Source organism: Citrobacter sp. RHBSTW-00944, assembly GCF_013615435.1.
GTDB lineage: Bacteria > Pseudomonadota > Gammaproteobacteria > Enterobacterales > Enterobacteriaceae > Citrobacter > Citrobacter braakii.
In genome coordinates this window covers 1416466-1429762 of record NZ_CP055418.1, presented here as the reverse complement: position 1 = coordinate 1429762, position 13297 = coordinate 1416466, and the positions used below count along the sequence as shown (strand labels likewise).

7 protein-coding genes are annotated in these 13297 nt (G+C 55.5%); 2 read left to right on the top strand and 5 right to left on the bottom strand.

The genetic code is table 11. From position 1 onward, the window contains the following. Positions 1–6: 6 nt before the first annotated feature. The 5 genes from rodZ to HV334_RS06695 form a co-directional block, all read right to left on the bottom strand. Complete coding sequence (gene rodZ, locus HV334_RS06715; protein ID WP_016154001.1) at positions 7–996, bottom strand: cytoskeleton protein RodZ; 990 nt, start codon at positions 994–996, stop codon at positions 7–9. Between the two features lie 284 nt (positions 997–1280). Next, positions 1281–2447 (bottom strand): bifunctional tRNA (adenosine(37)-C2)-methyltransferase TrmG/ribosomal RNA large subunit methyltransferase RlmN, encoded by a 1167-nt coding sequence (locus HV334_RS06710; protein WP_016154002.1) that lies wholly within the window; start codon positions 2445–2447, stop codon positions 1281–1283. Between the two features lie 256 nt (positions 2448–2703). After that, a complete protein-coding gene (gene ndk / locus HV334_RS06705) occupies positions 2704–3135 on the bottom strand; it encodes a nucleoside-diphosphate kinase (protein WP_003037710.1) in 432 nt (143 codons plus the stop codon). A 136-nt stretch (positions 3136–3271) separates the two neighbouring features. After that, on the bottom strand, positions 3272–5584 hold the full coding sequence (gene pbpC / locus HV334_RS06700; RefSeq protein WP_181221318.1) for a peptidoglycan glycosyltransferase PbpC: 2313 nt from the start codon (positions 5582–5584) through the stop codon (positions 3272–3274). Then, positions 5585–10519: an alpha-2-macroglobulin gene (locus tag HV334_RS06695; RefSeq protein WP_181221317.1), complete on the bottom strand. Its 4935-nt coding sequence runs from the start codon at positions 10517–10519 to the stop codon at positions 5585–5587. It lies immediately after the preceding gene. Between the two features lie 206 nt (positions 10520–10725). Here HV334_RS06695 and sseA point away from each other — a divergent pair, with 206 nt between their 5' ends. Next, positions 10726–11586 carry a 3-mercaptopyruvate sulfurtransferase gene (sseA, locus tag HV334_RS06690; RefSeq protein ID WP_181221316.1) on the top strand — a complete coding sequence of 287 codons (861 nt, stop codon included), beginning with the start codon at positions 10726–10728 and terminating at the stop codon, positions 11584–11586. A gap of 163 nt (positions 11587–11749) precedes the next feature. Continuing rightward, positions 11750–13291 (top strand): PTS transporter subunit EIIC, encoded by a 1542-nt coding sequence (locus HV334_RS06685; protein WP_016157133.1) that lies wholly within the window; start codon positions 11750–11752, stop codon positions 13289–13291. Positions 13292–13297 lie beyond the last annotated feature (6 nt).

Here is a 13297-nt window from a genome sequence, read left to right as displayed (position 1 = left end):
CGTCTGTTACTGAGCCGGTGATTGTTCGGCATTAACGGTCAGACGCGCAACCTGGTTAGTTCTGATAAAACGACTCAGATCGACAGGTTTACCCTGGAACTGAATCTGCACTGCCGCCGGAGCGCCAATTTTCAGTTTGTACGGTGCCTGACCCGTCAGATTCAGATTGCCGTCCTTACGCTGCATACCACTGAACAGTTTTTTTCCGGTCGCATCGGTCACTTCCAGCCAGCAATCGGCAGTAAAGTTCATTACCAGTGCGTTAGGATCGGCGGCAGGGGTAGTGACACCCGCCTGGTCAGTCGGCAGCGGCGCCGCGGTAGCTGGCGCAGCAGTTGCGGTATCGACGTTAGCCTGAGAAGGTGCCACAACGGCATTCTGCTGCGCATCAGCGGCAGGTGCCGGGGTTGCAGCAACATCTGGCGTAGGCGCTGCGTCCGCCACCGCGCCATCGTCTGGAGCCGGGGTAGTATCCTGGCCCGCTGCGGCGCTGGTATCTAACGGTACGTTCTGCGCACCATCTTTACCGGCATTCAGCTCAGCGGAGGATTGATCGGCCATGGTGGTGATCTCTTCCTGCTGCGCCTTATGGTTCTGCCACCACCAGGCTCCCGTCAGTCCGACAACGACAAACAGCACCAGCCAGGTAAAGGTCATTAACCAGCCGTCACGTTTCTTACGACGCTTACCGAGCGAGAAGCTCTGCATCGGTGCGACTTTGGCTGGGCGAATCGGAGCCTGTTTTTCCAGCCCTGGCAACAGTTCTTCTTCAGGAATATGCACCAGACGCGCATAAGAACGGATATACCCGCGCAGGAATGTTGAAGCGAGATCGGCTGGTGCCTTATCTTCTTCAATATCACGTACCGTGGAGACCTTCAGGCAAAGTCGCTCCGCGACTGCCTGCTGGCTGAATCCGAGTTGTTCACGGGCATTGCGCAGACGAACGCCGGTGGATAGTGCTTCATTTTTGTCGTGCGTGGCTTCAGTATTCATTCGCTACAGCTGCGTAAATTTGGGTTCTGATGCCGGCGAGCCACAATGCTCACCCACACCGCGAAACATCTGGTCAGTTAACCTTCGTCAGACAGTATAAAACGGTCAGACTATCAAAGACAAAACAACGTAAACCTGAGGGCTAAAGGCTTGTTGCGCCGCTACATACTGCCTTAAAGTCGACAAAAACGCACCGTTATTATTGACCTCACGAAAACAACAAAGAACCTCATTTGGCTTACGTTGCACTACGGTACATGAATTATACCGTAGTGCACTCAACATCAAACGGTCTTGATATCGATAGCGTCGCCCTGCATACGCTTACGCAGAGTACGCTTAGTACGGTCGATAACGTCACCCGCCAACTGACCGCAGGCTGCATCGATGTCATCGCCACGTGTTTTACGCACGATGGTAGTGAAACCATAGCTCATCAACACTTTGGAGAAACGATCGATACGGCTGTTAGAGCTACGGCCATACGGCGCGCCTGGGAACGGGTTCCACGGGATCAGGTTAATCTTACACGGCGTATCTTTCAGCAGCTCTGCCAACTGATGCGCGTGTTCAGTACCATCATTGATGTGATCTAACATCACATACTCAATGGTCACACGACCCTGGTTAGCGTTGGACTTCTCCAGATAACGACGAACCGCGCCAAGAAATGTTTCGATATTGTACTTTTTGTTGATAGGTACAATTTCGTCACGAATTTCATCGTTCGGCGCATGCAGAGAAATCGCCAGCGCGACATCAATCATATCGCCCAGCTTATCCAGCGCAGGGACAACGCCTGAGGTGGAGAGCGTGACGCGACGCTTTGACAGCCCAAAACCGAAGTCATCCAGCATGATTTCCATCGCTGGCACCACGTTGGTCAGGTTGAGCAGCGGCTCGCCCATCCCCATCATCACCACGTTAGTGATAGGACGCACGCCCGTTGCTTTCACCGCGCCAACGATTTTCGCCGCACGCCAGACCTGACCAATGATTTCCGACACCCGCAGGTTACGGTTAAAGCCCTGTTGCGCCGTAGAGCAGAATTTACACTCTAATGCACAACCGACCTGTGAAGAAACACACAGGGTCGCGCGATCGTCTTCCGGGATATACACGGTTTCTACGCGCTGATCGCCAACCGCGATGGCCCATTTGATCGTACCGTCAGAAGAACGCTGCTCTTCCACCACTTCCGGGGCGCGAATTTCAGCCACTTCTTTCAGCTTGTTACGCAGCACCTTATTGATGTCAGTCATGTCATCAAAGTTGTCGCTGCAATAGTGGTACATCCACTTCATGACCTGATCGGCACGAAACGGTTTTTCACCCATATCTTTGAAGAATTCGCGCATTTGCTGACGGTTCAGATCCAGCAGGTTGATTTTTCCATTTTTATTTGGAACCGCAGGAATGACGACTTCAGAGGTGTTAACTAATTCAGACATAATTTTTTCCGGCCTCGTTGTTACACGTTGTGGCCCGTGGAGGGTTAAAAAGAAACGCCCCGGCAAGCGTTCTGCTCTTCCGGGGCGTTGCATTGTACAAAGTCTGGCGCAGGGATGCCACGTTTGCACGAAGCATTAGCGAAAATAATATGTAAATCGCTAATTCCTCTCCAAAGGATTTCGCATCGCAGGAAAGCGGCACGTTCGAGCCTCCCCGAAAGCATAGAAAACGATGCGATGTGAAAGACGCAGGAGATTAGCGCGTGCGCGGGCAAACCTCGCCTTCACCGAAGAAATAGGCGATTTCACGCGCGGCAGATTCAACGGAGTCGGAACCGTGAGTACCGTTCTCGGTGAAGCTATCAGCGTAGTCTGCACGCAGAGTACCCGCCAGCGCATTCGCCGGGTTGGTTGCACCCAGCAGATCACGGTGACGCTGCACGGCATTTTCGCTTTCCAGAACAGAAACAACGATCGGACCGGAGGTCATGAATTCAACCAGACCGTCAAAGAACGGCTTACCATCATGCTCAGCATAGAAGCCACGCGCCTGCTCAACGGTCAGGTGCAGCATTTTAGTACCGACAATTTTGAACCCTGCTGCTTCAAAGCGCGCAAAGATGCTCCCAATAACGTTTTTTGCCACCGCGTTTGGTTTGATGATGGAAAAAGTACGTTCAATAGCCATGATTACCTCTGAAAAAGATGTTTTGTTGTTGTTTACCTGGCGCGGATTATAAAGAGCATCCCGGCAATTGACTATTGACGAAGATAACATTTCTTTAAAATAAGATGAATTTTAGCAACAAAAGTCACCTGGTGGTCTACTGCAACGAAAATCTCACCGTCGCCACCTGTCCGGCGTCATCCATCACCAGCAGTTGATAATCCCCTTTGGTCGCCAGCCGTAGCGTAAGACGGCGTCCGCGTTCATCCAGCCGTTCACCGTTAAGAAACCACCAGCGATCGCCAGTCCCACCGCTGGTTTGTACCGGCAATGAGGCCAGCGCAGAGCCGGGTAAACGCTTCACGATCGCGCCATCACGAACCCCTGTCAACTGCAACGGCAGCGAAGCATCCTGCCCCAGCGGCGGACACGTGGCAGAAACCGGCGGTAATCTCGCCCCACGGCGCTCTGACTCCGGCAGCCATGGCTCCAGCGGTAAAGGCCAGACGATTAACGTTTGTTCGCGCGCCTGCGGGCAATCCGCCGCCACACGTTTGCCTTCATCATCCAGCCAGACGGGGAAACGAATGCCACTCACGCCCTCCTGTTCGGGCAATAACAACGTGGGCGGCTGGCTGCCGTCCAGCAGCCAGGTTGCCAGACGGCGTCGACAGTTACTGTCTCCGGGCGCAAGTGACTGCCCGCCCGGCCAGCACACTACGCCGCGGCTAACGGATTCAGGGCGCGGATCCTCCGGCTGATTTGTCCCGCGAGAGAGCAAAAGATTATTGACCTGATTGAGCAGCGGCACGGCGCTGGCAAAACCAAACTGGCCCACCACCGGCGTACCGTCGGGTCTGCCGGTCCAGATACCCATCACATAACGGGCGTTAACGCCAATCGCCCACGCATCGCGATAGCCATAACTGGTACCCGTTTTCCACGCCAGCGGAACCACTCTGCTCAGCGCGTTATCCGGCAGCGGTTGCGCTTCGTCAGCCATAATGCGGCGAATAATCCACGCCGCGCCTACCGACATCAACGGACGCTCCAGCAGTGGATCGTCTGGCTGCAGGCGCAGTTTTCCCGCTTTTCCCTGACGGGCAAAGGCACTGTACGCCGCCGCCATGTCTTCCAGTCTGGCCCCTGCCCCGCCCAAAATCAGCGACAGATTCGGTGCGGCACCAGCGGGCAGATACAGCGGTAAGCCAACGTTACGTAACGATGCGGCAAAACGCTTCGGGCCATAGGCTTCAAGTACCTGCACGGCGGGTAAATTCAGCGAGCGCACCAGCGCTTCGCTCATACTGACCGGGCCATGAAAACCACTGTCAAAATTCCCTGGTCGATAATCTCCGGTTCGACGCGGCACATCCTGCAACAATGAAGCAGGATGAATTAATCCGTCATCCAGCGCCAGACCATAGATAAACGGCTTCAGCACCGAGCCCGGCGAGCGGATCGCATTCACCATATCCACATGGCCAAAGCGGGAGTCGTCATTCATATCTACCGACCCCACCCAGCCACGCACGCTCATATCCGTGTGATCGACCACAATCATCGCCAGCGAACTGCGCGCAGGTAAGCGGCCCTTCCAGTTTTGCGCCAGCTCTTCCAGTTGGCGCTGCAATCCGGCGTCAAGGGTGGTCACGATTTTATCGCTCCGGCTTTTTCCCAGCATCATGCGCGAGAATAACGGCGCTAACTGCGGCATTTGTCTGGGCGCCAGCCAGACCGGTTCTTCGCGTGACTCCTGCACCTGTCTGGCAGGCCAAACGCCCTGCGTCGCCATGCGCTCAAGCACTTTATTGCGCGCCGCTTCAGCGCGATCCGGCCAGCGGTCCGGGCGCAGACGGCTCGGTGCCTGCGGCAACACGGCCAGCAGCGCGGCATCGGAATAACTCAACTGTGCGGGAGATTTACCAAGGTAGGCCCAGCTCGCAGCACCCACGCCCTGCAGCGTGCCGCCAAACGGCGCACGGTTAAGATATAGCGTCAGGATGTCGCGCTTAGAAAGATGCCATTCCAGCTGCAATGCACGCCAGAGCTGGCGGAACTTGCCGCCGAAAGTTCGCGGGTGGGGATCGAGCAATCGTGCGACCTGCATGGTGAGCGTACTGCCGCCTGAAACGACGCGACCTGAGGAGAGGTCCTGCCATGCCGCGCGCAGCACTGAAAACGGATTGACGCCGGGATGTTTCCAGAACCAGCGGTCTTCGTAGTTGATTAACGCCTCAAGGTAACGGGGGGACACCTCATCAATAGTCACCGGATAACGCCAGATACCGTCCGCGTCGGCGAAGCGCCATAGCGGCGTACCATCGTAAGCCACCACGACACGTGCCGGATCGACTTCGTGAAGCGGCAGCGGCCAGATTTTATCTGCCGCCCAACCCCCCATTACCAGCAATAGCGCAACGGCTGCCAGCCAGAGCCAGCAGCCGCGTTTCCCCAACCCGCGCATCATTTACGGTCTGACAATCAAAAGCCCCTCTGTCGCACCGGTCGCGCGCCACTGCGGAACATACATTGACTCCACCTGCGGCACAGGAACCTGATAGGTCCCCGGCGTTACCGCCCGCGCCAGATAGACCAGCGTCACCGGCTGCCCTTCGTTGACCGCTACCGCGGCGACAAAGCGATCGTCACGGAACTCAACGTGCTGGATATCCGCCTGCTGCATCTGATTGAGCAAATTCGCTACCTCGCTGCCGCTGTCCTGCAGGCTGGCGCTGCCGTTGGCCAGATTCTGGTTTTCCAGCTCCAGGCCGGCTGGCAGTAAGTCAACCACCAGCGCATCCGGTACGTTCTGGCTGGCTTTTACCTCCAGCCAGACCAGTACCAGCTCACCGCTGCGCAGAGAATCCAGCGCTTTGCTGTTCCCGTCGAGCCCCAGGATCTGACGCTCAATGTGCAGGACGTTGCTGGCAGGCGTCGGCGAGGTTTGCGGGTAACCACTCACATCCAGACGCAGCCACAGCGGCAGATTACCGGTATTGGTGACGTTCAGCGTAGACAGCGCGTCAGCATCCAGATTACGCGTTTGTGATTTCTCCCCGGCTAACGCCTGTTCAGAGAGTGACGTTTGCGCCTGCCACGAGCCAGGCAAGTCCTGCAACGTACGCGCGGCAAGGAACAGCGCATTGTTTTCCTGAGTAGAGAGCCAGCGCTGCCCAAAGGCCTGTTCTGACAAAGTGTTCAGCAGCGTATTCTGCACGTCAGGTTTAAGCTTGTTCTCTTCCAACAATGCCAGCATCAGCGCGTTGTCACGTAGCTGACTGCCGTAATCCGCCATCCACTGCTGCGCATCGCGACGTGGCGTATTCAGCGCCAGCGTCAACGCTTGTTCACTGCGGTTGGCGTCGCCCATGTTTTTCAGCGCTATCCCCAGTTGCAACAGCGGTAAACCGGAAGCCGCCTGCGCACGACGCTCCCAGATCTCACGCAGCGCGCCGAGCGGGGCTTTCTGCTGACGAGCCAGCACCAGCGCGGCGTAGGCCTGTACGGCAAACCGGCTTGCTGATGCGTCGTCGGTATAGCGAATCGACATCATGCCCGGATCCTGCAAATAGCGCAGCAGCCGCTCGTTACCCCGGTTAATCACCTCTGCCGGAACGCTATAGCCTTGTTCATTCGCACGAACGAGGAAATCCATCACATACGCGGTCAGCCAGTACTCTTCCGACCCGTTCTTATCCCACAGCGCAAAACCGCCGTTATCACGCTGCATTTGCAGTAAACGAGAGATGCCAATCTCTACTGCCGCACGGCGTTTTTCATCACTGTCGCCCGCGATACCTAACGCCTTCAACTGCGCGGCATTGGTGTATAAGGATGGGAACAACCCGCTCGCCGTTTGCTCGAGGCAACCGTAAGGGTAAGCTTTCAGTTCACGGATATAGCGCGCCAGATTCAGCGGTGGCTTACCGCTGAACAGCAGTTGTCCTTGCATCGTCACAGGAGAGAAATTCGTCAGTTCTTCGCCCGGAAGCTGCCAGGTTGCGCCCGGCTGAAGTGCGACGCCGTAATTAACAGTTTGCGCCGGGAACGCCGGTCGCACGCCAATTTTCCACTGTTTATGCTGAACAGGCAGCGTTTCACCCGGTAGATTCAGACCGCTAATTTGCGCCTGAATTTCGCCATCGCCAAAGCCCTCCCGCGCACGCACCGGAATAAACAGCGTAGTCCGTACGCCTGGCGCCAGATTCACCGGGGCGGGATCTTGCCCCATCAGCTCCAGTAAACCGCTGGCCGCGAGATTAATAATCAGCGTTTGCGGTTTGTCAGTCAGGTTGGTCACGTCCAGCGTCAGGCGCGAGGTATCGCCCCCCGCCAGAAAGCGCGGCATGTTCAGTTCAGTAATTACCGGCGCGGCGACAATCACTTTGCTTTCGCTACTGCCAAAGTCATCCGCCGTCCAGGCTTGCGCCATTACCCGCAGCTCGCCGTTGAAATCACCAATTGGTAACGTCACCGTACCTTCGCCCTGCTCGTTAAGCGTCACCGGCAGCGCCTGTTGCGCCACAATATTGACGTGATTAACCGGTGGCTTGCCGCCGCGTTTTAACTCATCGCCATCACCACCAAAGCGCAGCGCCGCCAGACGTCCTTGCCCTTCGATCACCTGGCCGTAAATATCATAAATATCCGCGCCATAGCGTTTTTGCCCGAAAAACGCCTGCCACGGATCCGGCGTGGCGTAATCGGTAATGTTCAACACCCCGCTGTCAACGGCTGAGACCAGCACGTTAACCTGTTTTGGCACGTCGCCATTTTTAACGCTGGCTTTAATCTTGACGGTCAACGGCTGATTTGGTCGCATTTTCGCCGGACTTTCCAGCGCCAGCGCCAGACGACGGTTTTCATCGCCTAACGGCAAATGCAGTAAGCCGACTGCCCGTTTTGGCGTTGCCGAACGAGACTTGTCGCCAGGACGAACCACCAGCGCGCTGAGATACAAGTCATGGCGATTCCAGGTTTTATCGACCGGGATGGAGATATCAAGACCATCCGTCGGTACGTCTATCTCTTGCCACCACAGCGGGCCTTCGCTGGACTCCACCATCGCGTAACCTTTGCCAGCAGCGGGTGCGGCAATGTGTAGCTTCATGGTATCGCCGGGACGATAGCCGGGTTTATCCAGTTTCAGGGTCACGCGATCGGGACGCACTGCCCCGCTGCCGTCGCTGTTATCCTGCCAGCTATAACCAGCCCAGAAGCGCACGCTGCTCACCGCATCATTCGGAGCTTTCACTTCCAGGCGATAGGCACCCCACTCGACAGGGAAGCTGACTTTACCGGTCTCATCGGCTTTAAGATCCAGGGTCTGCTCACCCTCAACCAGATCTTTTTGATCGAACTGCGATTGCCAGCCCTCGCCTTCAGACCAGTTCCAGTAATAATCACGGCGTTCACGGATCAAACGCACCTGTAAACCGGACACCGCTTTTTTCTCGCCTTGCGCATCGGCATACACAATATCAAAAGCGGCATTGCTGTTTTCATCAACGCCAGGCTGATTGACGGTGGTATCGGTGCGGTAGTCATAAACGGCTTTCGCCGCAAACTGCGGACGAATACCTGGCAGCGTATCCGCAGGCCAGATGGCTTGTTCAACCCGACGCGTCACCGGACGGCCACCCGACTCCAGCAGGCTGGCTTGCAGAATCACCTGTAACGGAGAATGCGTCTCCTGCCATTGGCTGTTGGTAGCCACTTCGCCGCGACCGTGGTCATCCAGCGTCAACTGAACCTCATCGAGGCTGCGAGAAAGATTTTCTTCGGCAATATTACCAAACTGGAACCCCGGTAATGCCTGTACCGCTTCCCGCAACGGGCGCAGGAAAAGCTGCCCTTGCAGAGCATTGCCGTTGGCGGGCGCGCCGTACAGGTAGTAGCCCACCACCGAGAACTTCACTTCATCAGTTGGAGCCAGCGGCATCTTATTGGCGGTGAGATTGAGCGCCATCCGCTCAGGCATGAAATCTTCGACGTGGAAATCCCACATCCGCGACTGGTTGTCGCCAGTATTGGCACGAATATGCCACATGCCGGTTGGCGCGCTGCTGTCCAGCGGCCAGCTAAAGCGATACAGACCGTTTTCCGGTTGGCTCACTACCGAGCGTAACACCTGTCCGTCGGGCTTAACGACCTCCAGCTTCACCGGCTGGTCAGGCAGCGTTTTGCCGTCGCTATCTCGCAGTAATCCGTTGAGGATCACCGTTTCGCCAGGGCGATAGAGGTCTCGGGGGCCAAACATAAAGAACTGCTTGCTGTATCCCGGCGCGCCGGCAATATCAAATTCAGCCAGATCCAACGCCGGGAGCTTCAGGTCCAGCAGCGTGGTTTGCCCGTCTTTGCGGGCCAGCAATAAGGCCGCGTCTTTATCGGTTTCCAGCTTGACGTGACCCTGCGCGTCGCTGGTAGCCTGCGCCAGCGTCTGCCCTTTTTCGTTGAGTAACGTGACCTCAATACCCTGCTGCGCAGCGCCGTTTTCCAGACTCTGCGTAAAGACATCCAGTTGATTGTGGTAACGGTGCGCAGAGACACCAATGTCACTGAGCGTAAACAGCGTAGCAGCATTGCTGTAGTTATAGTGTCCGGCCTGATTCATCACCGCAATGTAAACGCCTGCTTGCTGCAACGGCTTGATATCGCTCAGTGGCAGTAGCAGCTTCTCTCGGGTGTTACGCTCAGGATTGAGGTCAAAGCGTCCGGTATAAACCAGCTCCGCCATTTTCAGCAGATTGTCTGACTCCCAGTTTGACAACGAATTACGGTATTCCCACTGGCTGACAAACGCACCGAGCGATTCAGGCTTCACGCGAAAGAAGTTCACATCCACGCTATTAACGTTAAGGGCCATCACCGGTAACCCTTCAATCACTTTTCCCGGCAGCAGCGAGCCGCGACTAGCGAACCCTACGCTTGGCTGGACGTCGCGGGTGGTAATGTTTTTTTCATAATCGATAGCGAACGTCGCTTTATTCAGCGCCAGCAAATCACGCTCAATGGTAACCACCAGTTCCCGGTTAGGTTCGAGATGGCGTAAGCGTAGCTCTTTTAGATTTGGCGCCAGCTCCCAGGCACCATCCACTTTGCCGCTTTTTTTATCAACAACGTGCACTACGCGAGAAAAATCTTGTTCCGGATCGAGGGGAATGGAAAAGGTCAAAACAAGCGTTGCCGCGCCGTCGAGTTGGACCTCGGAGGCATCAAGCAACGTCAGCGACTTGCCCTGGCTTTGCTGAATCAGCTTTTGTAATTGGGCCTTATCTTTTGCTGGCGCAGTCTGCGGTGCAGGCGCATCAGGCTTCGCAGCCGTCGGTGATTTTTCGTTATTATTATCGCACCCAACCAGTGCCAGCATCAGCATACAGGCCGCTACGCGTAAATGTTTCATTTTTCATCCCTGGCCGTAGTGGCCCGTTAGCTACGTAGAACAACTATTATGCGTCAGATTTTCGGCTGTGGAAGCCAGTAACTGTTCCAGGTTGTCCTATTTTTCGTGATTAATGTGGATTCGCCTGACAAATCAGCCTCTTTTACTTGTCGCATTGCACTAAACATCCGACAATTTGCCAAAACCTGGTAAAAATGGAGATGCCTATGACCACCGCCTTTTTTGTCGCTGCCGACTGGCTTGCCGAACACATTGACGACCCGGAAATACAAATTCTTGATGCCCGGATGGCACCTCCAGGACAGGAAGATCGCGATGTTGGCGAGGAGTATCGCGCGGGCCATATTCCTGGCGCAGTCTTTTTTGATATTGAAGCGCTTTCCGACCATACGTCACCGCTACCGCATATGATGCCGCGACCGGAAGCCTTTGCCGTAGCGATGCGCGAATTGGGCGTTCATCAGGATAAACACCTGGTTGTCTACGATGATGGCAACCTGTTTTCCGCGCCACGCGCATGGTGGATGCTGCGGACATTTGGTGTCGAGAATGTCTCCATTCTGGCGGGCGGTCTGGCTGGCTGGCAGCGCGATGAGCTAATGCTCCAAGAAGGAAATGAGGATTTACCGGAAGGTGAATTTAACGTGGCATTTACGCCTGAAGCGGTTGTGCGCGTTACCGACGTACTGCTGGCCAGTCATGAAAAAACGGCGCAGATCGTCGATGCCCGACCGGCTGCGCGTTTTAATGCCGAAGTTGACGAGCCGCGTCCGGGCCTCAAGCGTGGCCATGTGCCTGGTGCGCTTAACGTACCGTGGACAGAACTGGTTCGTGACGGTGAACTGAAAACTACCGACGAACTGGATGCTATTTTCTTCAGCCACGGCGTAAGCTTTGACCGCCCCATTATCGCCAGCTGCGGCTCAGGCGTCACGGCGGCGGTGGTTGTGCTGGCGCTTGCCACACTGGGCGTTTCTAACGTCGCATTGTATGACGGTGCATGGAGCGAATGGGGGGCGCGTAACGATTTACCGGTAGAACCGGCCGCCCATAATCCCTCTGCTTAACCCTCCCCCTGCTGTTACCCCGCTCACAACGCATAACGTTACATGTAACGTTATGCGTCATTTGTTTTTAAAACAAACAGATAGCTAGAATTCCCCCCTTTGACGCTGCTAACTTTGTCCTGTTTTCGCACTCTGATGTGCGGTTCATATAAGAGAGAACATGATGAAAAGAGCTGTCAATGCCCTACAAAATTTTGGCAAATCGCTCTATGGTCCGGTGCTCATTCTCCCGATCGTGGGCTTATTCATTGCCTTCGGTAACGTCCTTAGCAATGGCAATCTTGCGCAATATTTGCCTTTTCTCGCTCATCCCATTTTACAAAACAGTGGTCAGTTAATTGCGAAATCCGCCGTATCTGTACTGGCAAACCTGGCGCTGGTTTTCGCCGTCGGTATTCCCATTGGCCTTGCCACCCGTGATAAAGGTTATGCGGCCTTGACAGGTCTTGTCGCTTTTATTGTTTTTATCAACGCGATGAACGTCACGCTTCAGCTACGCGGCGATCTGGTTGCGACGGATCAGATGCGCGGTGCGGGTCAGAGTATGGTGCTTGGCGTGCAGGTGCTGGAGATGGGCGTTTTTGCCGGGATTTTGCTGGGCGTCGTGGCAGGTTATCTCTATAACCGCTATTCCGGCGTGCAGTTCAGCGGTGCGATGGCGATTTACTCAGGCCACTGTTTCGTCGCCATCATTATTCTGCCCACCTCAATGCTTCTCGGCGTAGCGATGAGCGAACTGTGGCCTTTCGCTCAGCATGGCATCAGTACCATGGCGTTGACCATTAAAGACGCCGGACCTTACGGCGTCGCTATTTACGGTTTTCTTGAACGCATTCTGGTGCCGACCGGACTACACCACCTGGTTTACACGCCGTTTCTGTATACCGAACTGGGCGGCACTGCCGAGGTTTGCGGTAATGTGTATCAGGGGGCGCGCAACATCTATTTCGCCGAGATGGCCTGTCCGACAGTGGCACAGCTCAGCAATACGGTGGTGTGGGACGCTCGCGGCATCAGTAAAATGTTTGGCCTGCCTGCCGCCGCGCTGGCTATGTATATGACGGCCACGCCACAGCGCAGGGCTGCCGCGAAGGCCATTCTGCTCCCCGCCGCGCTGACCTCATTACTGGTCGGCGTCACCGAGCCCATTGAGTTTTCCTTCCTGTTTGTCGCTCCGCTGCTGTTTGTGGTACACGCGGTGCTGACCGGCATCGGCATGATGCTGTTTTCTCTGCTGGATGTTCACGCCATCGGCGCCAACGGCGTCATTGACTTCATTCTCTACAACCTGCCGCTGGGCGTCGAAAAGGCTAACTGGCCGATGTACATCGCGGTCGGGATGATGATGTTCGTTCTCTACTTCGTCATCTTTCGCTTTCTTATCCGCTATTTCGATATGAAAACGCCAGGTCGTGAGGAGGACGCGCGGGAGACACGTTTGTACAGCAAAAAAGATTATCAGGCAAAAGGCCGCGATGATTCAGGCGAAGCCATTATTGCCGGGCTGGGCGGTCGCGCCAATATTGAAGTGGTTGATAACTGTTACACCCGTCTGCGCGTCACCGTGAAAGATATCGCCATCATCAACGAGCCGCAGCTCAAAGCGACCGGCGCGAAAGGCGTCATTAAACAAGGTAATAACGTTCAGGTGGTCTACGGACTGCATGTTAAGAAAATGCGAGAAGCCGTAGAGGCGTTTCTCTGAAGGAGC

Excerpts from the sequence above, each read along its gene's own strand:
- rodZ (WP_016154001.1), bottom strand. The coding sequence starts at position 996 with ATGAATACTGAAGCCACGCACGACAAAAATGAAGCACTATCCACCGGC.
- HV334_RS06710 (WP_016154002.1), bottom strand. The coding sequence starts at position 2,447 with ATGTCTGAATTAGTTAACACCTCTGAAGTCGTCATTCCTGCGGTTCCA.
- ndk (WP_003037710.1), bottom strand. The coding sequence starts at position 3,135 with ATGGCTATTGAACGTACTTTTTCCATCATCAAACCAAACGCGGTGGCA.
- pbpC (WP_181221318.1), bottom strand. The coding sequence starts at position 5,584 with ATGATGCGCGGGTTGGGGAAACGCGGCTGCTGGCTCTGGCTGGCAGCC.
- HV334_RS06695 (WP_181221317.1), bottom strand. The coding sequence starts at position 10,519 with ATGAAACATTTACGCGTAGCGGCCTGTATGCTGATGCTGGCACTGGTT.
- sseA (WP_181221316.1), top strand. The coding sequence starts at position 10,726 with ATGACCACCGCCTTTTTTGTCGCTGCCGACTGGCTTGCCGAACACATT.
- HV334_RS06685 (WP_016157133.1), top strand. The coding sequence starts at position 11,750 with ATGAAAAGAGCTGTCAATGCCCTACAAAATTTTGGCAAATCGCTCTAT.